The following is a 21,973-nucleotide window of genomic DNA, read 5'->3' as shown; positions in this document are numbered from 1 at the left end:
CCTTTTCGAATCTGTCAGCGGAGACCGACTCAGATGTCGAGGAAGCGGACGTCCTTGGCGTTGCGCTGGATGAACGAGCGCCGGGCCTCGACGTCCTCGCCCATCAGCACCGAGAACAGGTCGTCGGCCTGCGCCGCGTCGTCGAGCGTGACCTGGCCGAGCACCCGGTGGTCGACGTCCATCGTCGTGATGCGCAGCTCCTCGGCGTTCATCTCACCGAGGCCCTTGAAGCGCTGGATCGAGTCTTCCTTGATCCGCTTGCCGTTCTGCTTGCCCAGCTCCACCAGGGCGTCGCGCTCGCGGTCCGAGTACGCGTACTCGAAGTCGTCCCGGCCCCACTTGATCTTGTAGAGCGGCGGACGCGACAGATACACGTGGCCCGCCTCGACCAGCGGCCGCATGAAGCGGAAGAGGAACGTCAGCAGGAGCGTGTTGATGTGCTGACCGTCGACGTCGGCGTCCGCCATCAGAATGATCTTGTGATAGCGGAGCTTCTCGATGTCGAAGTCCTCGTGCACACCGGTGCCGAACGCCGAGATCAGCGCCTGCACCTCGGTGTTCTGGAGGATCTTGTCGATCCGCGCCTTCTCGACGTTCAGGATCTTGCCGCGGATCGGCAGAATGGCCTGATACTGCGGGTTGCGACCGGACTTCGCGCTGCCGCCGGCCGAGTCGCCCTCGACGATGAAGATCTCGCACTTGGACGGGTCGTTGGACTGGCAGTCGCTCAGCTTGCCCGGCAGCGACGCCGACTCCAGCAGACCCTTGCGCCGGGTCAGATCGCGCGCCTTACGGGCCGCGACCCGGGCCGTGGCGGCCTGGATCGACTTACGGATGATGTCGGCCGCCTCATTGGGATGCCGGTCGAACCAGTCCGTCAGATGCTCGTGCACGATCTTCTGTACGAAGGTCTTCGCCTCCGTGTTGCCGAGCTTGGTCTTCGTCTGGCCCTCGAACTGGGGCTCGCCCAGCTTGACCGAGATGATCGCGGTCAGACCCTCGCGGATGTCCTCGCCCGCCAGATTGTCGTCCTTCTCGCGCAGGAACTTCTTCTCGCGCGCGTAGCGGTTGACCAGGCCGGTCATCGCCGCGCGGAAGCCCTCCTCGTGCGTACCGCCCTCATGCGTGTGGATCGTGTTGGCGAAGGAGTACACCCCCTCGCTGTACTGCGAGTTCCACTGCATCGCGATCTCCACCGAGAGCATCCGCTCCTTGTCCTCGGCATCGATGTCGATGACCGTGGGGTGGATGAGGTCGCCCTTGCGGGAGTTGAGGTACTTCACGAAGTCGACGATGCCGCCTTCGTAGTAGTACGTGACGCTGCGCACCGGCTCCTCGCCGGGCGTCTCGGCCGAGTCCGTGCCCGCGACGTCGGCGCCCACGACGGCCTTGGCCGACTCGCGCTCGTCGGTCAGCTTCAGGGTCAGGCCCTTGTTGAGGAAGGCCATCTCCTGGAAGCGGCGGGACAGCGTCTCGAAGGAGTACTCCGTCGTCTCGAAGACGTCCGGGTCCGCCCAGAAGGTGACTGTCGTGCCCGTCTCGTCCGTCGCCTCGTTCTGCGCCAGCGGCGCCGTCGGCACCCCGAGCTTGTAGTCCTGCGTCCAGCGGTAGCCGTCGGTCTTGACCTCGACGGCGACCTTCGTCGACAGCGCGTTCACCACGGAGACACCCACGCCGTGCAGACCGCCGGAGACGGAGTAGCCGCCGCCGCCGAACTTGCCGCCCGCGTGCAGCACCGTCAGCACGACCTCGACGGCCGGCTTGCCCTCGGACGGGACGATGCCCACGGGGATGCCACGGCCGTTGTCGACCACGCGTACGCCGCCGTCGGCGAGGATCGTGACGTCGATGGTGTCCGCGTGCCCGGCCAGGGCCTCGTCGACGGAGTTGTCGACGACCTCCGTCACCAGGTGATGAAGGCCACGTTCACCGGTCGAGCCGATGTACATACCGGGACGCTTGCGGACCGCGTCCAGGCCTTCCAGCACCGTGATGGCACTGGCGTTGTACGAGCCCGTTACCTCGCCGTTCTCACCGGTGGCTACGGACGGAGTGTTCTCGTTGGGGTTGCCGGAATCGGCCACGAAGCGCCCTTTCTGGCACAGCACAGACCGATCTCCGGGCAGGCGGGAGCGGCTGCGTCGTTCGGCTTGCGACAGTGTTTGACAGTCTTGGAAGGCGAGTCCCGCCGACGAGGCGGGATTCTTCATCAGTCTACCGGTAGCGGCGACCCGAATGGGGGTTTGCCGGTACCTGAGTCCGCATGTGCCGCCCTGAACCGGCGGCTGCCGACTCCCCATATTCGGGCAGGGGCTCCAAGAGGCTCACACGGGCTTTGAGCGCTTCGTGCTGTCAACCTCCGGCTACCGTGCGGGACACCTCACTCTCCGCAGCCGTACGGCGAGGTCACAGGGGTCCCCGGAAAGGCTCGCGGGGGCGCCGGGAGACGCGTGTGAAGTGGGTCTCGCAGAGGGGCTGTTGGGGCCTGCGCGGCGCTCCGCGGGGCCCGTCGGTGCGGCTGAACGCGGCTCGGCGCGGCTCGTGGCGGCGCGGAAGTCAACGCCGAGGCAGGGCGGTCAGCCGTACGGGAAGACCCGGGGAAAGCGCTTCGGGAACCCGGCGGACGCTGACGGAGGCGCGGAGGCTGTCGTGCCCCGGCGTACGCGTCCGGGAGCCGTACGTGACAACGAGCCCCGCGCGCGCGGGGCCGTACCGCCGGCCTCAGCCGTACGTGTCCCCCGGGCCCTTGCTGCCGGGGGCCCGCAGCCCGCCGAAGCGCCGCGGCGGCCCGGCCGGGCCACGTACCTTGATCACCTTCACCGTGCCGTGCCCCAGGTCCTCGTTCAGCCGGGCCACCAGCCGGGGGGCCAGCAGCCGCAGCTGCGTCGCCCAGGCCGTCGAGTCGCAGATCACCGTCAGGATCCGCTCGTCCTCCTCGTACCGCTCGGGCACACAGTGCCTGGCCAGGTCGTCCCCCACGATCTGCGGCCAGCGGCCCATCACACCGCCGACGGCGGCAGGCGTCTCCCAGCCCCGCTCGGTGATCAGCCGGTTGATCGCGGCGCCCAGCGCCAGCGGATCACGGCCGTCGGCCCCCGAGCCCGACCGGAGGCTTCCACCCCGTCTGACCTGCTTCTTCTGCTGGGCGGCTGCGCCACGGGCCCGTGCCTGCTCCTTCGCGGCCCGCAGCGCGACCCGCGCCAGGTCGACGCCCGAGGACTCGGCGGGCGCCGGCGCTCCCGACTGCGGCGCGGACGCTCCGGCGGGTTCGGTCCGCTCGGCCGGGCGCTCGGGGCCGCTCATGCCCGCTCCACCGTGCCGTCGGCCACGGTGAACCGCACCCCGGCCAGAATGTCCGGCACGTCGTCGTCCACCGCCGCCGTGACCAGCACCTGCTCGCCCGGCGCCACCAGCTCCGCCAGCCGCTCCCGGCGCCGCGCGTCCAGCTCGGCGAAGACGTCGTCGAGGACCAGCACCGGCTCGTTGCCCTCGGCGCGCAGAAGTTCGTACGAGGCCAGCCGCAGCGCCAGCGCGTACGACCAGGACTCGCCGTGGCTCGCGTACCCCTTGGCCGGCAACTGGCCGAGCTTCAGCAGCAGTTCGTCCCGGTGCGGACCCACCAGCGTGACTCCCCGCTCGATCTCCTGCTTGCGTGTCCCCGCCAGCGCGGCCATCAGCCGCGCGTACAGCTCATCGCGCGAGCGCGCCGCCTGCGGGCCCGCCCCTTCCGGGTCGGCGGAGGAGGAACGGTACTCCAGCGCCACCGGGCCGCCACCGGGCGCCAGTTGCTCGTACGCCTTGTCCGTCAGCGGCTGGAGCGTCTCGATCAGATCCAGGCGCCGCATCAGCAACTCCGCGCCCACCTGTGCCAGATGCTGGTCCCATACGTCGAGCGTGGAGAGATCCATCCCGCGCCCGCCGTGCCGCCGCGCCATCGCCGCCGACTTCAGCAGGGTGTTGCGCTGCTTGAGCACCCGGTCGTAGTCCGAGCGCACGCCCGCCATGCGCGGGGAGCGGGCCGTGATCAGCTCGTCGAGGAAGCGCCGGCGCTCACCGGGATCGCCCTTCACCAGCGCCAGATCCTCCGGCGCGAACAGCACCGTCCGCACTATCCCCAGCACATCACGCGGCCTGACCTGCGAAGACCGGTTGATCCTGGCCCTGTTCGCACGGCCCGGATTGAGTTCGAGCTCGACCAGTTGTGAGCGCTCGCCCTGGGTGACGGCGGCCCGGATCACCGCCCGCTCGGCGCCCATCCGCACCAGCGGCGTGTCCGAGGAGACCCGGTGGCTGCCGAGCGAGGCGAGATAGCCGACCGCCTCGACCAGATTGGTCTTCCCCTGCCCGTTGGCCCCCACGAACGCGGTGACGCCCGGATCGAGCGGCACCTCGATCCGGGCGTACGAACGGAAGTCGGCCAGCGAGAGATGCGTGACGTGCATGGACCTGCCCCGACCTCCCCTGATCCCGCGCCCCTCCGCGACTGCGAAGGGCTACTTCTTGTTCTTGGGCCCGCCCGGCTTGACGGGCTTACCGGGCTTGCCCGGCGTGCTCTCGTCCGCCTGCTCGACCGCGTGGCCACCGAACTGGTTGCGCAGCGCGGCGACCATCTTCATCTGCGGCGAGTCGTCCTGCCGGGACGCGAACCGGGCGAACAGCGACGCGGTGATCGCGGGCAGCGGCACCGCGTGGTCGATGGCCGCCTCGACCGTCCACCGGCCCTCGCCGGAGTCCTCGGCGTAACCACGCAGGCCGGCCAGGTGCTCGTCACCGTCCAGCGCGTTGACCGCCAGGTCCAGCAGCCAGGAACGGATGACCGTGCCGTCCTGCCAGGAGCGGAACACCTCGCGGACGTCGGTGACCGAGTCGACCTTCTCCAGCAGCTCCCAGCCCTCGGCGTAGGCCTGCATCATGGCGTACTCGATGCCGTTGTGGACCATCTTCGCGAAGTGGCCGGCGCCGACCTTGCCCGCGTGGACCGAGCCCTTGTCGCCCTCCGGCTTGAGCGCGTCGAAGATCGGCTGGACCTTCGCGACATGGTCGGCGTCGCCGCCGTACATCAGCGCGTAGCCGTTCTTCAGGCCCCAGACGCCGCCGGAGACACCGCAGTCGACGAAGCCGACGCCCTTGATGCCGAGCTGCACCGCGTGCTTCTCGTCGTCCGTCCAGCGGGAGTTGCCGCCGTCCACGACCACGTCACCGGGGGACAGCAGCCCCGCCAGCTCGTCGATCGTCGACTGCGTCGCCGCACCCGAGGGGACCATCACCCAGACGACCCGGGGGCCCTTGAGCTTGCCCACCAGCTCTTCGAGGCTGTGGACGTCAGCGACGTCCGCGTTCCGGTCGTATCCGATGACGGTGTGGCCTGCGCGGCGGATGCGCTCGCGCATGTTGCCGCCCATCTTGCCGAGGCCGACGAGACCGAGCTCCATCAGTGGTTCCTTAAGCGTTGAGCCGACAGTCGTTCAGGCACGGGGCGGGCGGCGACAGTGCCGCGCGGCCCCGCCCGAGCCTACGCCGGGCCCGATGGGACGGTCGGAACGACCCAGCCCGGCGGGGACGCGATCAGCCCGACAGCCGCACGGGCATGATCAGGTACTTGTACGCGTCGTCGGCCTCGGCATCCAGCGCCGGCTTCCCACTGAGGAGCGCGGGCTTGGTGGAGGTCGTGAAGGAGAGCTGCGCGACGGGCGAGTCGATGGCGCTCAGACCGTCGAGCAGGAACGTCGGGTTGAAGGCGATCGAGATGTCGTCGCCGTCGAGCTTCGCGTCGACCCGCTCCACAGCCTGTGCGTCGTCACTGGAACCGGCTTCGAGGATGAGCACGCCCTGCTCGAAGCTGAGCCGCACCGGGGTGTTGCGCTCGGCGACCAGCGCCACGCGCTTGACGGCCTCGACGAACGGCGCGGTCTCGATCACCGCGACCGAGTTGAACTCCGTCGGGAACAGCGTCCGGTACTTCGGGAGGTCGCCCTCCAGGAGCCGCGTGGTCGTCCGGCGCCCGGCGCCCTCGAAACCGATCAGCCCCTCGCCCGCACCGGAGCCCGAGAGCGCCAGGGTGACCGTGTCACCGCTCGTGAGGGCCTTGGCGGTGTCCAGCAGCGTCTTGGCGGGCACCAGGGCGACCGCGGAGATGTCCGAGACCTCCGGCTTCCACAGGAAGTCACGGACGGCGAAGCGGTAGCGGTCGGTCGAGGCCAGGGTGACCGTGTCGCCCTCGATCTCGATCCGTACGCCGGTGAGCACCGGGAGCGTGTCGTCACGGCCCGCGGCGATGGCCACCTGGGCGGCGGCGGAGGCGAAGACCTCACCGGGCACCGTGCCGGTGGCGGTCGGCATCTGCGGCAGTGCCGGGTACTCGTCCACAGGCAGTGTGTGCAGCGTGAACCGCGAGGAGCCGCAGACCACCGTCGCCCGTACACCGTCTGTGGAAATCTCCACCGGCCGGTTGGGGAGGGCGCGGCAGATGTCGGCGAGGAGCCGGCCGGAGACGAGGACGGTGCCGTCCTCCTCGACCTCGGCGTCCACCGAGACCTTGGCCGAGACCTCGTAGTCGAAGCTGGAGAAGCTGAGCGCGCCTTCCTCGGCCTTCAGCAGAAGGCCCGCAAGAACGGGCGCCGGCGGACGGGCCGGGAGGCTACGGGCCACCCAGGCCACCGCCTCCGCCAGTACATCGCGCTCCACCCGGATCTTCACCGGAACCGCCTCCTGCTGTTGCTGACTCGCCCTGCCGGCCTTCTTCGTCGTCGGCATGAGCTCACTCCGCCATGGGCAGGGTGAGGTTGCCGGGGACCAGTCTGACGTACGGCACCGACACTCGGTGCTGCTCGGGGTCAAGTCGCGACAAGCGGCCGGGGCCGGTCCGGCGCCGAGTTGTGCACAGCACCCACTTCGAAGCAGATTCCCAGGTAACTCCAGGTGTTAGTAGTAGTAGGGCCTGTGGATTCCGTGGATAACGTTGTTTTCGCAGGTCAAGCCCACTTTTTTGTCCACCGGCCCTGTGGGCGCCGACAGTGGACAACCCCGTCGCTCTGTGGACAGCCGAAAGTTCTGCACAGGCGGTGCACAGGGCACCCCTACTTCTCCCCAGGCTCGTCCCCAGCTTTTCCGCTGTTCCCCACAGGGTCCTGGGCAACCTCGATGTGACGCCTTTCACTCGACACGGTGAACAGCCGTGTTTCGTTGCCGAACAGTGGACAGCGATGTGGAGAAGCGGACCGAAGCTGTGGGCAACGGGCCGTCTCCTGTGGGCCGCCGGTGGACAACCCGAGCGCGTGCCTGTGGGCAAGAAAACTGTCCACAGGCTGTGGAGGAAAGTTGGCCACAAATCCCCAGGGGTCTGACCTGGCATGATCCACATCCGGTCGGCCCGCCTGTGGACGCAGTCTGGACAACTTATCGATCCCCAGGGTGTGGACGGGAGATCGGACCGCTTTCTGTGGAGAAGCGGCCCTCGACACCCCGTATTCGAACAGCGGTTGAGGGTGCGTCACGCGCCGCGCCATGCCCGATGACCCGCCCGACGTGAGCCGGACATGAGCCGGGCATGACGAAGGGCGCCCCGGGACGGTGTCCCGAAGCGCCCTGAGGCGTCCTGAAGCCGGTCGCGGACGGGTCCGCGAACCGGTCAGCCGTTCTTGATGCGGTTGGTGAGTTCGGTGACCTGGTTGTAGATCGAGCGCCGCTCGGCCATCAGCGCGCGGATCTTCCGGTCCGCGTGCATCACCGTCGTATGGTCCCGGTTGCCGAACTGGGCACCGATCTTGGGCAGCGACAGATCCGTCAGCTCACGGCAGAGGTACATCGCGATCTGGCGCGCCGTCACCAGCACCCGGCTGCGCGACGAACCGCACAGATCCTCCACGGTCAGCCCGAAGTAGTCCGCCGTCGCCGCCATGATGGCGCCGGCGGTGATCTCGGGGGCCGAGTCCTCGCCGCCGGGGATGAGGTCCTTGAGCACGATCTCGGTCAGCCCGAGGTCCACCGGCTGCCGGTTGAGCGAGGCGAACGCCGTGACCCGGATCAGCGCGCCCTCCAGCTCACGGATGTTGCGCGAGATCCGCGAGGCGATGAACTCCAGCACCTCGGGCGGCGCGTTCAGCTGCTCCTGCACGGCCTTCTTACGGAGGATCGCGATTCGCGTCTCCAGCTCCGGCGGCTGTACGTCGGTGGTCAGGCCCCACTCGAAGCGGTTGCGCAGCCGGTCCTCCAGGGTGATCAGCTGCTTGGGCGGCCGGTCCGAGGACAGCACGATCTGCTTGTTCGCGTTGTGCAGCGTGTTGAAGGTGTGGAAGAACTCCTCCTGCGTCGACTCCTTGCTCGCCAGGAACTGGATGTCGTCGACCAGCAGGATGTCGACGTCCCGGTAGCGCTTGCGGAAGGTGTCGCCCTTGCCGTCGCGGATCGAGTTGATGAACTCGTTCGTGAACTCCTCCGAGCTCACGTACCGCACCCGGGTGCCGGGATAGAGGCTGCGCGCGTAATGGCCGATGGCGTGCAGCAGGTGCGTCTTGCCGAGCCCGGACTCGCCGTAGATGAAGAGCGGGTTGTACGCCTTGGCCGGCGCCTCCGCGACGGCGACGGCCGCCGCGTGCGCGAACCGGTTGGACGCCCCGATGACGAAGGTGTCGAAGAGGTACTTGGGGTTGAGCCGCGCGTGGTGCTCACCGGGTCCCGGCGGCGGCGATGCCTGCGCGCCGAGCGGTCCGGTCGCCCCGCCCCGGCCGCCGTGCCGCGACTGCTGCGGGTCCAGGTCGTGCCGCTCGGGGCGCTGCTGCTGATCGTAGGGCCGGCTCTCCTGCGGCTGCGGCGGCCGGTAGTCGTGCTGCGGCTGCTGCGGTCGCGCGGTCGCGTACGGGTCACGGTCCTGGAAGCCGCCGAGCCGCTGCTGCTGCCAGGACAGGTCCTCCTGCGTCCGGGGCCAGGCGCCCGGGTCGGGGCGCTGCTGCTGGTAGTCCGGGTAGGCGGGGCGGGCCGTCGGCATGGAGTCGTCGTCGGAGGGGCGGCGGCCGTAGGGGTGGTAGCCGCCGTCGGGGCGCATGTCGTCGTGCCGGGAGTCGTCCGGCCGCGGGTCGTCGTGACGGGAATCACGGCTGTCACGGAGATCACGTGAGTCGCGTCCGTCACGACCGTCACGTCCGTCGTCGTGCTGGGAGTTCTGGTAGCGGCTCTGCTGGGGCAGCGGCGGTACGGGTTCACCGGCCGAGTCGTCGACCGTGATGGCGATACGGATCGGGCGCCCGCACTCGTGGCTCAGGGTCTCGCTGATGAGCGGGGCGAGGCGGCCCTCGAGCACCCGCTTGCCCCACTCGTTGGGCACGGCCAGCAGCGCGGTGTCAGCCACCAGCGCGAGTGGCTGGCAGCGCTCGATCCACTGTTTGTCCTTGGGCTCGACGCCCTGCTGGCCCTCCCTGAGGAGCTGCTCCAGCACTCGCGGCCACACTGCGGCAAGATCGGCAGGTACGTCAGCCACAGGGCACGCTCTCTCGCTGGTCCCACGAATATGTGGTTCTCGGGACGGGGTGGGAAGACCGGCGGAAAAGAATCCGGAGTTCGGCCACGGTAGTCAGGGCACCCACGTGGTTCAAGTTGTTGTCCACAGGCTGTGCATAATGGAACGTGGCAGCCAGCTGGTTTGACCGTATGGCGTAGCCGCGCGTACCGTGACCAGGTCGAGTTGTCGATGGCTGCTGCCGCCTGCCTCCGATGGGCAAGGATCACGATCTGTGGTCGTGAAGCGGTGCACTCGGGCGTAATCGCGAGCTTCTCGTGGGCGCACGGTGACAGCCAGGCGATGTCCCGCCTTCCCAATCATCATCTCTGGAGCCCCCGAGTGAGCAAGCGCACCTTCCAGCCGAACAACCGTCGTCGTGCCAAGACCCACGGCTTCCGGCTCCGTATGCGCACCCGCGCCGGCCGCGCGATTCTCGCGAACCGCCGTGGCAAGGGTCGCGCCAACCTGTCCGCCTGATCGCCAACAGGTTATGACGTGCTGCCTACCGAGAATCGGCTGAGGCGGCGCGAGGATTTCGCGACCGCGGTACGCCGGGGACGCAGGGCCGGACGCCCGCTTCTTGTCGTACATCTACGTAGCGGTACTACGGGCCCGCACGCGTCAGGGGAGAGCGAACCCCCGACGCGGGCGGGTTTCGTCGTAAGCAAAGCCGTGGGCGGGGCCGTCGTACGGACCCGCGTGAAGCGGAAACTCCGCCACCTCATACGCGATCGGCTGTCCCGGCTGGCCCCCGGTAGCCTGGTTGTCGTACGAGCGCTGCCCGGTGCGGGCGACGCCGACCATGCACAGCTGGCCCGAGACCTGGACGCCGCCCTTGAGCGGCTGCTGGGAGGGGGCGCGCGATGAAGTACCCGCTGCTGGCTCTGATCAAGCTGTACCAGTGGACGATCAGCCCGTTGCTCGGGCCCGTCTGCCGGTACTACCCGTCGTGTTCCCACTACGGCTACACGGCCATCGACCGGCATGGCGCGATCAAGGGCACCGGTCTGACGGCCTGGCGCATCCTGCGGTGCAATCCGTGGTCGCCGGGTGGGGTGGACCATGTCCCACCGCGCAAGCGCCCGCGGTGGCATGAACTGCTGCGCAACGCGTGGCGCGGCACGAAGGGCGGGCAATCCGCCGCCGGCGTGCCTTCCGGGGGTTCGGCATCGGCCGCCGAAACCTCGAGTCCGGCCGCAGAGACCTCGTCCCATGCTCAAGGAGCCTGATTAGTGGACACGATTGCCAGTTTCTTCAGTTTCATCACCACCCCAGTCTCGTGGGTCATCGTCCAGTTCCACACGGTGTACGGGGCGATCTTCGGCCCGGACACGGGCTGGGCCTGGGGACTGTCCATCGTGTCCCTGGTGGTGCTCATCCGGATCTGTCTGATCCCGCTGTTCGTCAAGCAGATCAAGTCGACCCGGAACATGCAGGTCCTTCAGCCCAAGATGAAGGCCATCCAGGAGCGCTACAAGAACGACAAACAGCGCCAGTCCGAAGAGATGATGAAGCTGTACAAGGAGACGGGTACCAACCCGCTCTCCTCGTGCCTTCCCATCCTGGCGCAGTCACCGTTCTTCTTCGCCCTGTACCACGTGCTCTCCAGCATCGCCTCGGGCAAGACGATCGGCGTCATCAACCAGTCGCTGCTCGACAGCGCGCGCCAGGCGCACATCTTCGGCGCTCCGCTGGCCGCCAAGTTCACCGACAGCGCGGACAAGGTCGCGTCCCTGGACGCCACGCAGATCTCAGTCCGTGTTGTCACCGCGATCATGATCGTCCTGATGTCGGCGTCGCAGTTCTACACGCAGCGCCAGCTGATGACGAAGAACGTCGACCTGACGGTCAAGACGCCGTACATGCAGCAGCAGAAGATGCTCATGTACATCTTCCCCGTGATCTTCATGGTCATGGGCATCAACTTCCCCGTCGGTGTCCTCGTCTACTGGCTGACCACCAACGTGTGGACCATGGGCCAGCAGATGTACGTGATCAACCAGAACCCGACTCCGGGCAGCAAGGCCCAGGACCAGTACCTCCAGCGGCTGCTCAAGGGCATCACCACGCACAACGAGGTCCGCTCGAAGCGCAGGCGCAACATCGTCTCGGCGATCGTGGCCAAGGGCCCCGACCGCAACGACAATGAGCGCAAGTTCATCAACAGCCTCTCGAAGAGTGGTCTTGTCGCGCAGGCCGACGGCACCGTGATCAAGGGCGAGGCGCTCCCCGAGGGCGAGTCGCACGCGACGAAGCGCCAGCAGCCCAAGCGCCAGCCCAAGTCGAAGCGGCACACGGGCGGCGGCCAGCAGCCCGCGTCGAAGACCTCGGGAACGAAGCCTTCGACCGACGCCGACGATGCCGCGGATGCCGCGCCCAAGACGTCGCTGCAGAAGAACGACGAGCCGAAGGACAGCCAGCCCAAGCAGCCGCCGCGCAAGAACGGCAGCGGTGGCGCACGGGCCAAGGCCGGGGCGCGCAAGGGTCAGCAGCGGCCCAAGCACCCGACCAAGAAGTAAGCGCAGCTTCCCGTAGCCCGTAGGGCCCGTAGCCAGCCCGTAGTAAGAAGGAGTCCATCCGTGTCGGAAGGCACCATCTCCGCCGCCGCCGAGGGTAGCGACACCCTCACCCGCCTTGAGCAGGAAGGTGAGATCGCGGCCGACTATCTCGAAGGTCTGCTCGACATCGCCGACCTCGACGGTGACATCGACATGGACGTCGAGGCCGACCGGGCCGCGGTTTCGATCATCAGCGATGTGAGCGGCCGTGACCTGCAGAAGCTCGTCGGGCGGGACGGCGAGGTGCTCGAAGCGCTCCAGGAGCTGACCCGCCTCGCGGTGCACCGGGAGACCGGTGACCGCAGCCGGCTGATGCTGGACATCGGGGGCTTCCGGGCCAAGAAGCGTACGGAGCTCGCCGAGCTGGGTGCCAAGACGGCCGACGAGGTGAAGAGCACCGGTGAGCCGGTGAAGCTGAACCCCATGACGCCCTTCGAGCGCAAGGTCGTGCACGACGCCGTCGCGGCGGCCGGACTGCGCAGCGAGTCCGAGGGCGAGGAGCCGCAGCGCTTCGTCGTCGTGCTCCCCGCCTGAGCGATCCCCCGGTTCTCGGCCCCGTCTGTCCACCAGGCGGGGCCGTCGTTTGTCAGCCAACAGTGACTGTGAGCCACACTCGGGTGGTTCTGTACGGAAGGACGGTTCCCGTGACGGAGGCAGCAGAGCTTCCCCCTGCGCCGGACGAGGCGAGGACGGTGTTCGGAGACTCCTTCCCGGCCGCTGTGCGGTACGCGGGGCTCCTCGCTGACGCGGGAGTCACTCGCGGTCTCATCGGGCCGCGTGAGGTGCCCCGGCTCTGGGAGCGGCACCTGATGAACTGCGCGGTGCTCTCCGAGGTCGTGCCCGAGGGCGTGAGTGTCTGTGACGTCGGCTCGGGGGCGGGGCTGCCGGGGATCCCGCTGGCGCTGGTGCGCCCGGATCTGAAGATCACGCTGCTGGAGCCGCTGCTGCGGCGGACGAACTTCCTCCAGGAAGTGGTCGAGCTGCTGGGTCTGGACCATGTGACGGTGGTACGGGGACGCGCCGAGGAAGTGCTCGGGACGCTCCAGCCCGTCCATGTGGTGACGGCGCGCGCCGTGGCCCCGCTGGACCGGCTGGCCGGTTGGGGCGTACCGCTGCTCCGCCCGTACGGAGAGATGCTGGCGCTCAAGGGGGACACGGCCGAGGAGGAGCTGAAGGGCGCCCGGTCGGCGCTGAGCAAGCTCGGTGTGATCGATGCCTCGGTGCTGCGCGTCGGTGAGGGAGTGGTGGATCCGCCGGCCACGGTGGTGCGCGCGGAGGTCGGGGAGAGCCCCGGCGGGGTGCGGTTCGCCACGAAGCGCGCGAAGGCCGCCCGTGCGGACCGGGCGCGACGCCGTCGCTGATGCTCCATAGAAGGAGCCCTGGCCGTCGACTGCGGAGTGTCGTAACGGTCTAGCCCTGCGGCAAGTGCATCGTGTTTCACGTGAAACGTCGCTCACTGCTGCAGGGCATTATCGATCGAGGTCGCGCTGCTTCCGCACCACGGGGCATGAAACCCCTCGTAAGAGGTACCGGGTTGGCCACAGATCGGGATTCATCCACAGAACCACGGGCCTCGCTGGTTCCCGACCCCGAAAGCATGGCAGGCTCTCCTCATTGCGAGCCTGAAGTCGAGGAGAGTGAATCCTTGCGGTCCGACGCCAACATCGCGGGACCGATGACCGATCCGGTCCCCGGCCCCCGTTCCGAGTCGTCGGGCGGCGATGTTTCACGTGAAACATCGCCGCCCCCGATGGACGACACCCCCATCGGCCGTGCTGCCCAGCTGGCCGTGGAGGCCCTGGGCCGTGCCGGTGAGGGCCTGCCACGCCCCGAGCAGACACGGGTCATGGTCGTCGCCAACCAGAAGGGTGGCGTCGGCAAGACCACGACCACGGTCAACCTCGCCGCCTCGCTCGCGCTGCACGGCGCGCGCGTCCTCGTGGTCGACCTCGATCCCCAGGGCAACGCCTCCACGGCGCTCGGGATCGATCACCACGCCGAAGTCCCCTCGATCTACGACGTCCTGGTGGAGAGCAAGCCGCTCTCCGAGGTGGTCCAGCCCGTGGTGGACGTCGAAGGTCTCTTCTGCGCGCCCGCCACCATCGACCTCGCCGGTGCGGAGATCGAGCTGGTGTCGCTGGTCGCGCGGGAGAGCCGGCTTCAGCGGGCGATCGAGGCGTACGAGCAGCCGCTGGACTACATCCTGATCGACTGCCCGCCCTCGCTCGGTCTGCTGACCGTCAATGCGCTGGTCGCCGGCGCCGAGGTGCTGATCCCCATCCAGTGCGAGTACTACGCGCTCGAAGGGCTGGGGCAGTTGATCCGGAACGTGGACCTGGTGCGGGCGCATCTGAACCCCACGCTGCATGTCTCCACGATTCTGCTCACCATGTACGACGGCAGGACCCGGCTCGCCTCGCAGGTGGCCGACGAGGTCCGCAGCCATTTCGGTGAGGAGGTGCTGAGAACGAGCATCCCTCGCTCGGTCCGCATCTCGGAGGCGCCGAGCTACGGGCAGACGGTCCTGACCTATGATCCGGGTTCCAGCGGCTCCCTGTCGTACCTCGAAGCGGCTCGTGAAATCGCCCTGCGTGGGGTCGGCATGAGCTACGACGTCAAGCACGCCCACGCGATCGGCAACAGTCAGCAGAGCATTTCGGAGGGGACGCAGTGAGCGACCGACGTAGAGGTTTGGGGCGTGGGCTCAATGCGCTGATCCCCGCGGCTCCGCAGGAGAAGCAGACAACCTCTGCCGGGGAGACCGACTCCCCCGGCCAGGGACCGGTCCTGACGGCTGAGCGAGGGGTCGCGGCGGCCAAGGTGACGACGCTGCCGCAGACGGCCGCACCGGCGACGGCGGAGATTCCCGCCCAGGACACACCGGTCTCGGCCGAGGTGACCGCTCCGGAGGGTGTGTACTTCGCCGAAGTGCCGATGGACTACATCACGCCCAACCCGCGGCAGCCCCGTGAGGTGTTCGACGAGGACGCTCTCGCCGAGCTGGTCACCTCCATCAAGGAGGTGGGACTGCTCCAGCCCATCGTCGTACGGCAGTTGGGGCCGGAGCGCTTCGAGCTCATCATGGGCGAGCGTCGCTGGCGAGCCTGCCGGGAGGCCGGCCTGGAGCGCATCCCGGCGATCGTCCGTGCCACCGAGGACGAGAAGCTGCTGCTGGACGCGCTGCTGGAGAACCTGCACCGGTCACAGCTGAACCCGCTGGAAGAGGCCGCGGCCTACGACCAGTTGCTCAAGGACTTCAACTGCACGCACGATCAGCTGGCCGATCGGATCGGGCGCTCGCGTCCGCAGGTCACCAACACGCTGCGGCTGCTGCGGCTCTCCCTTCCCGTGCAGCGCAGGGTCGCCGCCGGTGTGCTGTCGGCCGGGCACGCCAGGGCGTTGCTCCGGGTGGACGACTCGGACGAGCAGGACCGGCTGGCCCATCGCATCGTGGCCGAGGGGCTGTCGGTGCGTTCCGTCGAGGAAATCGTGAACCTGATGAGTTCACAGCCCAAGAGCGCGCCCCGCTCGAAGGGCCTGCGGGCCGGCGCCCTTCCCTCGCCCGCGCTGACCGATCTGGCGACCCGGCTGTCCGACCGCTTCGAGACCCGGGTGAAGGTCGATCTGGGGCAGAAGAAGGGGAAGATCACCGTCGAGTTCGCCTCGCTGGTCGATCTGGAGCGCATCCTCGGCACCCTCGCCCCCGGTGAGGGGCGTGTCCTCGACAGGGGACCGGCCGACGAGGACGGGGACGACACGGACGCCGTGGACGGGCCGGACCGGGCCAACGGCCTGGAGTCCGACAAGGGCTGACGCTCCACGTACCGCCATCAGGGCGGGCCGTGTCCGGTGGGTACCGGACACGGCCCGCCCTTTGCCGTCTCCCGGTGTGCGGCGCACCTCTGGGTGGATACGATGCGTTCTGGTATGGCGCATCCACCTTGATCCATCTCAGAGGAAGGGCGGGGCCATGCAATCGGTGAGCCGCAGCCAACTGATGTCAGCTGGACTGGGCCTGGGGGTCGTCGGCGGCTTCGTCGGCAGCCTGCTTCGGGAGCGCAGCGCGCTGACCGCGGCTCGTGGCGCGGCAGGCGCAGGAAGTGAGGAACTGCCTCGATGGGGCGTCGGCTCGTACCGCTCACGCTGGACAACCTTCCCGACCTCCCCCGGCGATGCGGGGAGTGCGTCTTCTGGGAGCTTGATCCGGTCAGAGGGAAAGCGGCGGTAGGAGCCGGCAGGGCGCGGGAGGAGAAGGAGGCATGGATCTCGGCCGTCCTCCTGGAGTGGGGGTCGTGCGGCCGGCTGGTCTATGTGGACGACGTGCCCGTGGGCTTCGTTCTGTACGCGCCTCCGGCGTATGTGCCCCGCGCCACGGCGTTCTCGACGAGCCCGGTCTCTCCCGACGCCGTACAGCTGATGACCGGCTGGATCATGCCGGGCTACCGGGGGCAGGGGCTCGGGCGGGTGATGGTGCAGACCGTCGCGAAGGACCTGCTGCGGCGTGAGTTCAAGGCGATCGAGGCCTTCGGGGACGCGCGGTGGAAGGAGCCGGCCTGTGTGCTGCCCGCGGACCATCTGCTGGCGGTGGGGTTCAAGACCGTACGGACGCATCCCACGTATCCGCGGCTGAGGCTTGATCTGCGGACGACGCTGTCCTGGAAGGAAGACGTCGAGCACGCGCTGGACCGACTGCTGGGCGCGGTGAAGAAGGACCCGGCGCTCAGACCGCTCTGATCGCGGCCCTCATGTGTCGTGGGAGATACGTGAAACATCGCGTGGTGCTTAGTTGCTTGCTTCCTTGCTCACCGGAGCACTGTCACCGATGAAGCTCTCCAGGTCGCGCACGATGGCGGCCTTGGGCTTGGCGCCGACGATGGTCTTGGCGACCTCGCCGTTCTGGTAGACGTTCAGCGTCGGGATGGACATGACGCCGTACTTGGCTGCGGTGGCCGGGTTCTCGTCGATGTTGAGCTTGACAACCTCGATCTTGTCGCCGTGCTCGGCCGCGATGGCTTCGAGCGACGGAGCGATCTGGCGGCACGGTCCGCACCAGGCGGCCCAGAAGTCCACCAGTACGGGCTTGTCGCTCTTCAGGACGTCCTCGTCGAACGAGTCGTCGGTCACATGCTTCAGGTCGCCGGCCACGGCGGCCTCCTAACTTCGTGGGGTGTCGGTCGGAACTGCTGGTCAGACGGAGGCGGTCTGCTCCGGCTCGGTGCTCTTCTCCGGCTCGGCGGCGTTCTCGCCGTCGGCCAGCGCGGAGAGGAAGCGCTCGGCGTCGAGGGCCGCGGAACAGCCGGTGCCCGCGGCGGTGATCGCCTGTCGGTAGGTGTGGTCGACGACGTCGCCGGCGGCGAAGACACCCGTGAGGTTCGTGCGAGTGGAGGGCGCGTCCACCGTGAGGTAACCCTCGTCGTCGAGGTCGAGCTGGCCCTTGAAGAGTTCGGTACGCGGGTCGTGGCCCACGGCGATGAACAGCCCGGTCACCGGCAGCTCGGACGTCTCACCGGTCTTGGTGTTGCGCAGCGTCAGACCGGAGAGCTTCTGGTCGCCGTGGATCTCCTCGACCGCGCTGTCCCAGGCGAACCGGATCTTCGGGTCGGCGAAGGCACGGTCCTGCATGGCCTTGGAGGCCCGCAGGCTGTCGCGGCGGTGGACGATCGTGACCGACTTGGCGAAACGCGAGAGGAAGGTCGCCTCCTCCATCGCCGTGTCGCCGCCGCCGACCACCGCGATGTCCTGGTCCTTGAAGAAGAACCCGTCACACGTGGCACACCAGGAGACGCCGCGTCCGGAGAGGGCGTCCTCGCGCGGGAGTCCGAGCTTGCGGTGCTGCGAGCCGGTCGTGACGATCACGGCCTTCGCCCGGTGCACCGTGCCCACCGTGTCGGTGACCGTCTTGATCTCCCCGCTGAGGTCGACCGAGATGACGTCGTCCGGGACGAGCTCGGCGCCGAACCGCTCCGCCTGCGCCCGCATGTTGTCCATCAGGTCGGGGCCCATGATGCCGTCGCGGAAACCGGGGAAGTTCTCCACATCGGTGGTGTTCATCAGCGCGCCACCCGCGGTGACGGCACCCTCGAACACGAGGGGATGCAGCGACGCGCGTGCGGTGTAGAGCGCAGCCGTGTACCCGGCCGGCCCGGAGCCGATGATGATCACATTACGGACGTCGCTCACGGGTTTCTTCCTCGTCTCTGCAGACTGCCTGCTACTGCCAACGGGGCGGTTCAGGACTCTCACCCCACCCAACGGATCCTACGGGCCTCGCATTCCCGCGAGGTCCCGGCGGCGCCGGGCAGTCTGTCAGCGGCGGGGATAGCTCTGCGAGAGCAGGAGTTCACCCTTGACGGGCGGGATGTTGTCGACGCAGGCGGCGTCGATGACGTACGCCTCCACCAGATTGCCGTCGGTGGGGTCGGACAGGACCAGGAGGAAGGCGTCGACGCCCTTGTACGTGCCCCGCTCGGCGGCGAGCGGCGAGTCCTTACGGCCCGTTCCCTGCTGGATGCAGGGCGGCACCTGCTGGGTCAGTTTGGGGGACGCCGATGTGCTGGGTCCCTCCTTGGTGGAATTCTGGCCCTCGGCCACGCGTGGCTCGCCGGTGGCCGGGGCGGGCTTGAGCAGCGAGTGGACCTTCTCCTGGATCCCGGTGCCGGAGAACGCGGCACCGTCGCTGTCGGCCGCGCTCGCTCCCGCGTCGCTCTTGTAGGAGGACGCGTCGTCGCCACCGAAGCCCGACACCGTCTGGAACAGCAGCACACTCACGCCGATCGCCGCAGTGCCGAAGACGGCGCCGAGGATCGCACCGCGACGGCGGCGCTGCTGCCGGGAGCGGCCGGGGCCCGTGGCCGCCCGTGGGCGGCCTGCGGGGCGGTCGGCCCGGTCCGTCCGAGGGGTGTCGGCGATGGACGCGGGGGCGGGCGATGTTTCACGTGAAACATCGGCCGTCGCGTCCGCCGTGAGCGGGTCCGGTGCGGACGCGCTCAGCAGTGCCTCGGCGGCCAGGGCGGCGTCGATCCGGGCGGACACGTCGGCGGGCATACGCGGCGGGCCGGGCAGCGAGCCCAGCAGTCCGCGGATCTCCTCCAGCGACTCGTACACATCGGCGCACAGTGAGCAGCCGTCGAGATGTTCGCGCAGCTCGACGCTCCGCGCGGGGGAGAGCAGGCCCTCCGTGAGGTCGGAGATCTCCGAGACGTCGGGGTGCTCGGTCGTGCCGGTCGTGGTCGTCACGCGCGCCCACCTCCTCCCTTCACGGCGGCAGGACCTTGTGGTCCCGCGTCTGGTCCGGTGTCTGGCCCTGTGTCCGGTCCTCTGTTCGGTGGTCCCGGCTCCGATGGGACGGATGCCCCCGGCGTCCGGTTCCTTTGTGCTCCCAGACCGCCTCTCTCGCCGGTGCCGCCGGTGCTCTCCCGCAGATGGGTGAGCATCGGCAGAAGTCTGGCCCGGCCGCGCGCGCAGCGGCTCTTTATGGTCCCGACGGGTACGTCGAGTACCTGAGCGGCCTCCGCCACGGGGTACCCCTGCATGTCGACCAGGACCAGCGCGGCCCGCTGGTCGGCGGGCAGCTTGGCGAGGGCGACGAGGAGCTGGCGGTGGAGGTCCTGGCGCTGGGCGGGGGCCTCGGCCGACTCGTGCGGTTCGAGAAGCTGCTCCAGACGCTCCGTGTCGTCCACGGGGGAGGTCTTGCGGGAGGCGGCCTTCCTCGCACGGTCGAGACAGGCGTTGACGGTGATGCGGTGCAGCCAGGTCGTGACGGCGGACTGACCGCGGAAGGTGTGGGCGGCGCGGAAGGCGGACACGAGCGCGTCCTGGACGGCGTCTGCGGCTTCCTCGCGGTCTCCCAGCGTGCGCAGCGCCACGGCCCAGAGCCGGTCGCGGTGGCGTCGTACGAGCTCACCGAAGGCGTCAGGATCCCCTTCGACGTGCCGCGCCAGGAGATCCTGGTCGTTCACGTCGCCGAGTGCGGCGTCTTCCAACGGTGAGCCCCCTCCCCTGGTCCGCAGGGTCAGCCTATGACCTTGATCTCCGAGATTCCGCCCCGGAACTCGTTCGCGGACTCCGGAGCGAGTTCCGTGATGTGGATCAGTACGTACCTGGTTCTGACGGGCTTGTCCAGGGTCGTCTTCACATTGCTGCCGGTCTGCCCCAGTTCGGTGAGGCGCTGGGAGAAGTCCGACAGGCCCGACGGGGACGAGGCGCCCTCGCCGGCGGCGAGGACCTGGACCTTCTGGCCGCCGCGGTACATGGCGACGTCGATGCCGTACACATCCTGCACGCTGCCGAGATCCACGACTATCCCGCTGCCGCCCTTGCGGTTGGGGAGATTGCCGTAGTTCGCGTACCCGTTGTACTTCGGGGTGATCCAGGCGGTGCCGGCATTGCCGTCCGTGGCCAGGTGGACGTCCTCGGCCTTCACGCCGTCACCGTCGGGCGCGAAGACCGACGCGTCGGCGATCTTCAGATCTTTCGGGGTCCGCGGCGGAGGCTTCTGCTGCTCGCCGTCCGTCGACTGGGACTGCGTCGTCTCGTCGCCGTCCGACCGGTTGAGCAGATGGTCGGCCACCTGCCAGCTGGCGAGCCCCAGCACCGCGATGAGGAGCGCGGAGACGGTCCACTTCAGTGCCTTGCCGGTACGGCTCTGGAGAGGCGGCGGCGGGACGGGCACGGGCTGGGTGGCGGGCGCGCCGATGGGCCGGGTGGCGGGACGCGCGTACGAGCCCTGCTGGTAGGTGGTGCGCTGGTACTCGGGCGGCGCGGCGAACGTGGGCTCCGGGGGCCGGACACGGGGCATCTCGGCGACGGCCTTGGCGAGTTCGTCCGGCGTGGTGCAGGGCGGGTCCTGCCGTGAGGCGGTGGCGCCCTCGTTGACCAGGGCGCGCATGGCGAGCTCGGACAGACCTCGGTGGACCCCTGCCCGCACCTGGTCCGGGGCGATCAGGCCGACGCCCTTCGGCAGCCCCGCGAGTCCGTACGCGTCGGTCTCGTACGGCCAGCGGTGGGTCAGCGCCGCGTACAGCAGCGCGCCGATCGCCTCGGTGTCGGTGCGCTGCGGGCGTTCCGCGCTGATGCCGCGCAGGGCGGCGTTCACGGCGAGACCGCGGATCCGGTACTGGCCGGTGGAGCTGCGCAGGACGGCGCCGGGCGTGAGCTTCAGATGGGCCAGGCCCTCGCGGTGCGCGGCGGCCATGGCCTGGGAGAGCTGGCTGACGAGTTGGTAGGCGTCGTGGGCCTCCATGGGACCCGCCGCGAGGATCGCGGTGAGTTCCGTCGCGTCGGGCAGCCACTCGTGGACGACGTAGACGAGGTCGTTCTCCTCGACGGCGTCGAGGACCTGGACGAAGCGGGGGTCGCCGAGGAGGGCGGAGGAGCGGGCCGCGGCCAGTACGGAGCGGGCTCGCGGGTGGTCGGCGGGCAGCAGGTGCACGCCGACGGCGCGGCGCAGTTTCTCGTCGACCGCGCGCCAGCTGCTGAACCCGTCCAGTCGGGTGATGCACTCTTCGAGGCGGTAGCGTCTGGCGAGTTTGTGGCCGCTGTGGAGTTCGGGCGCGGCCACGGTCGGCCGGGACTCCCTGCGCTTTCCGTCGCCCGGTCCCGCGGCGTCGCCGTCCTCGGACTTCGCCGGCTTCCCGGGGTCGGACTCCGCCGGTTCGGGCGGTCCGGACTCCTCGGTCCGCTCGTCCTCTGTCGCGTCCTGGGCTTTCGCCACCCCGTCGGTGGTGGCCTTCTCCGCCTGGGCGGCCGGCGGTTCGTCACCGCTGTTGTCGGCCACCTCGACGGCAGCCGTGCTCCGTTCCGCCACCGTCGCTCCTGCCTCCCCATCCGTTGCGCACTGTCCAACAGCCACGCCAATTGTGCCCACAGTTGGACGCTATGCACGACACACGGCGGCCGACGATGGTTGTGCTCGGGCGCCGCG

The 21,973-nt window shown here is 68.9% G+C and carries 20 protein-coding genes; 9 read left to right on the top strand and 11 right to left on the bottom strand.

What is annotated here, in order from left to right; translation table 11 throughout:
* Positions 1 to 29 precede the first annotated feature (29 nt).
* The 6 genes from gyrB to dnaA all read right to left on the bottom strand — a co-directional run bounded on the left by gyrB (position 30) and on the right by dnaA (position 9,472).
* Positions 30 to 2,108, bottom strand: a complete 2,079-nt coding sequence (gene gyrB / locus BHU15_RS05225) for a DNA topoisomerase (ATP-hydrolyzing) subunit B (protein WP_023540248.1) — start codon at positions 2,106 to 2,108, stop codon at positions 30 to 32.
* A 613-nt stretch (positions 2,109 to 2,721) separates the two neighbouring features.
* The gene (locus BHU15_RS05220) at positions 2,722 to 3,303 is read right to left on the bottom strand and encodes a DciA family protein (RefSeq protein WP_069626074.1); all 582 of its coding nucleotides are present in this window, start codon (positions 3,301 to 3,303) and stop codon (positions 2,722 to 2,724) included.
* Positions 3,300 to 4,442: a DNA replication/repair protein RecF gene (gene recF / locus BHU15_RS05215; RefSeq protein WP_069626073.1), complete on the bottom strand. Its 1,143-nt coding sequence runs from the start codon at positions 4,440 to 4,442 to the stop codon at positions 3,300 to 3,302. The genes BHU15_RS05220 and recF overlap by 4 nt, the downstream gene beginning before the upstream one ends.
* Positions 4,443 to 4,493: 51 nt before the next feature.
* Complete coding sequence (gnd, locus tag BHU15_RS05210) at positions 4,494 to 5,432, bottom strand: phosphogluconate dehydrogenase (NAD(+)-dependent, decarboxylating) (protein WP_069626072.1); 939 nt, start codon at positions 5,430 to 5,432, stop codon at positions 4,494 to 4,496.
* Between the two features lie 133 nt (positions 5,433 to 5,565).
* The gene (gene dnaN, locus BHU15_RS05205) at positions 5,566 to 6,696 is read right to left on the bottom strand and encodes a DNA polymerase III subunit beta (protein WP_031230663.1); all 1,131 of its coding nucleotides are present in this window, start codon (positions 6,694 to 6,696) and stop codon (positions 5,566 to 5,568) included.
* Positions 6,697 to 7,627: 931 nt separating this feature from the next.
* Positions 7,628 to 9,472, bottom strand: coding sequence for a chromosomal replication initiator protein DnaA (gene dnaA / locus BHU15_RS05200; protein ID WP_079127909.1), 1,845 nt, complete (start codon positions 9,470 to 9,472; stop codon positions 7,628 to 7,630).
* 360 nt (positions 9,473 to 9,832) lie between these two features.
* Between dnaA and rpmH the strand changes: the two genes are divergently transcribed.
* The 9 genes from rpmH to BHU15_RS05155 all read left to right on the top strand — a co-directional run bounded on the left by rpmH (position 9,833) and on the right by BHU15_RS05155 (position 16,785).
* The gene (rpmH, locus tag BHU15_RS05195) at positions 9,833 to 9,970 is read left to right on the top strand and encodes a 50S ribosomal protein L34 (RefSeq protein WP_014047156.1); all 138 of its coding nucleotides are present in this window, start codon (positions 9,833 to 9,835) and stop codon (positions 9,968 to 9,970) included.
* A gap of 18 nt (positions 9,971 to 9,988) precedes the next feature.
* Complete coding sequence (gene rnpA, locus BHU15_RS38035; protein WP_037783899.1) at positions 9,989 to 10,360, top strand: ribonuclease P protein component; 372 nt, start codon at positions 9,989 to 9,991, stop codon at positions 10,358 to 10,360.
* Positions 10,357 to 10,722 (top strand): membrane protein insertion efficiency factor YidD, encoded by a 366-nt coding sequence (yidD, locus tag BHU15_RS05185; RefSeq protein WP_069626069.1) that lies wholly within the window; start codon positions 10,357 to 10,359, stop codon positions 10,720 to 10,722. The genes rnpA and yidD overlap by 4 nt, the downstream gene beginning before the upstream one ends.
* Before the next feature lie 3 nt (positions 10,723 to 10,725).
* Positions 10,726 to 12,012 (top strand): membrane protein insertase YidC, encoded by a 1,287-nt coding sequence (gene yidC / locus BHU15_RS05180; protein ID WP_069626068.1) that lies wholly within the window; start codon positions 10,726 to 10,728, stop codon positions 12,010 to 12,012.
* A gap of 60 nt (positions 12,013 to 12,072) precedes the next feature.
* Positions 12,073 to 12,585 carry a Jag family protein gene (locus BHU15_RS05175; RefSeq protein ID WP_023540257.1) on the top strand — a complete coding sequence of 171 codons (513 nt, stop codon included), beginning with the start codon at positions 12,073 to 12,075 and terminating at the stop codon, positions 12,583 to 12,585.
* A gap of 110 nt (positions 12,586 to 12,695) precedes the next feature.
* On the top strand, positions 12,696 to 13,412 hold the full coding sequence (rsmG, locus tag BHU15_RS05170) for a 16S rRNA (guanine(527)-N(7))-methyltransferase RsmG (protein ID WP_069626067.1): 717 nt from the start codon (positions 12,696 to 12,698) through the stop codon (positions 13,410 to 13,412).
* 236 nt (positions 13,413 to 13,648) lie between these two features.
* Positions 13,649 to 14,725: a ParA family protein gene (locus BHU15_RS05165; protein WP_079127908.1), complete on the top strand. Its 1,077-nt coding sequence runs from the start codon at positions 13,649 to 13,651 to the stop codon at positions 14,723 to 14,725.
* Positions 14,722 to 15,864 (top strand): ParB/RepB/Spo0J family partition protein, encoded by a 1,143-nt coding sequence (locus tag BHU15_RS05160; RefSeq protein WP_079127907.1) that lies wholly within the window; start codon positions 14,722 to 14,724, stop codon positions 15,862 to 15,864. The genes BHU15_RS05165 and BHU15_RS05160 overlap by 4 nt, the downstream gene beginning before the upstream one ends.
* Positions 15,865 to 16,167: 303 nt before the next feature.
* Positions 16,168 to 16,785: a GNAT family N-acetyltransferase gene (locus BHU15_RS05155; RefSeq protein ID WP_069626065.1), complete on the top strand. Its 618-nt coding sequence runs from the start codon at positions 16,168 to 16,170 to the stop codon at positions 16,783 to 16,785.
* Positions 16,786 to 16,833: 48 nt separating this feature from the next.
* On the opposite strand, the gene trxA is transcribed toward BHU15_RS05155, so the two are convergent.
* The 5 genes from trxA to BHU15_RS05130 all read right to left on the bottom strand — a co-directional run bounded on the left by trxA (position 16,834) and on the right by BHU15_RS05130 (position 21,856).
* Positions 16,834 to 17,196 (bottom strand): thioredoxin, encoded by a 363-nt coding sequence (gene trxA / locus BHU15_RS05150; RefSeq protein ID WP_023540262.1) that lies wholly within the window; start codon positions 17,194 to 17,196, stop codon positions 16,834 to 16,836.
* Between the two features lie 42 nt (positions 17,197 to 17,238).
* Positions 17,239 to 18,231 (bottom strand): thioredoxin-disulfide reductase, encoded by a 993-nt coding sequence (gene trxB / locus BHU15_RS05145; protein WP_023540263.1) that lies wholly within the window; start codon positions 18,229 to 18,231, stop codon positions 17,239 to 17,241.
* A gap of 126 nt (positions 18,232 to 18,357) precedes the next feature.
* The gene (locus tag BHU15_RS05140) at positions 18,358 to 19,287 is read right to left on the bottom strand and encodes an anti-sigma factor family protein (protein ID WP_069626064.1); all 930 of its coding nucleotides are present in this window, start codon (positions 19,285 to 19,287) and stop codon (positions 18,358 to 18,360) included.
* On the bottom strand, positions 19,284 to 20,033 hold the full coding sequence (sigM, locus tag BHU15_RS05135) for an RNA polymerase sigma factor SigM (RefSeq protein ID WP_069626063.1): 750 nt from the start codon (positions 20,031 to 20,033) through the stop codon (positions 19,284 to 19,286). The genes BHU15_RS05140 and sigM overlap by 4 nt, the downstream gene beginning before the upstream one ends.
* 29 nt (positions 20,034 to 20,062) lie before the next feature.
* Positions 20,063 to 21,856: a protein kinase family protein gene (locus tag BHU15_RS05130; protein WP_069626062.1), complete on the bottom strand. Its 1,794-nt coding sequence runs from the start codon at positions 21,854 to 21,856 to the stop codon at positions 20,063 to 20,065.
* Between the last annotated feature and the right edge of the window lie 117 nt (positions 21,857 to 21,973).

It is taken from the genome of Streptomyces niveus (genome assembly GCF_001723055.1).
GTDB classification, from domain to species: domain Bacteria; phylum Actinomycetota; class Actinomycetes; order Streptomycetales; family Streptomycetaceae; genus Streptomyces; species Streptomyces niveus.
The sequence above is the reverse complement of the archived record's forward strand: the minus strand, read 5'-3'. Positions and strand labels throughout refer to the sequence as shown.

What these genes read in the sequence shown, in the direction of transcription:
- recF (WP_069626073.1), bottom strand. Translation starts at nt 4,442, where the DNA reads ATGCACGTCACGCATCTCTCGCTGGCCGACTTCCGTTCGTACGCCCGG.
- BHU15_RS05220 (WP_069626074.1), bottom strand. Translation starts at nt 3,303, where the DNA reads ATGAGCGGCCCCGAGCGCCCGGCCGAGCGGACCGAACCCGCCGGAGCG.
- BHU15_RS05155 (WP_069626065.1), top strand. Translation starts at nt 16,168, where the DNA reads ATGGGGCGTCGGCTCGTACCGCTCACGCTGGACAACCTTCCCGACCTC.
- yidD (WP_069626069.1), top strand. Translation starts at nt 10,357, where the DNA reads ATGAAGTACCCGCTGCTGGCTCTGATCAAGCTGTACCAGTGGACGATC.
- BHU15_RS05165 (WP_079127908.1), top strand. Translation starts at nt 13,649, where the DNA reads ATGGCAGGCTCTCCTCATTGCGAGCCTGAAGTCGAGGAGAGTGAATCC.
- gnd (WP_069626072.1), bottom strand. Translation starts at nt 5,432, where the DNA reads ATGGAGCTCGGTCTCGTCGGCCTCGGCAAGATGGGCGGCAACATGCGC.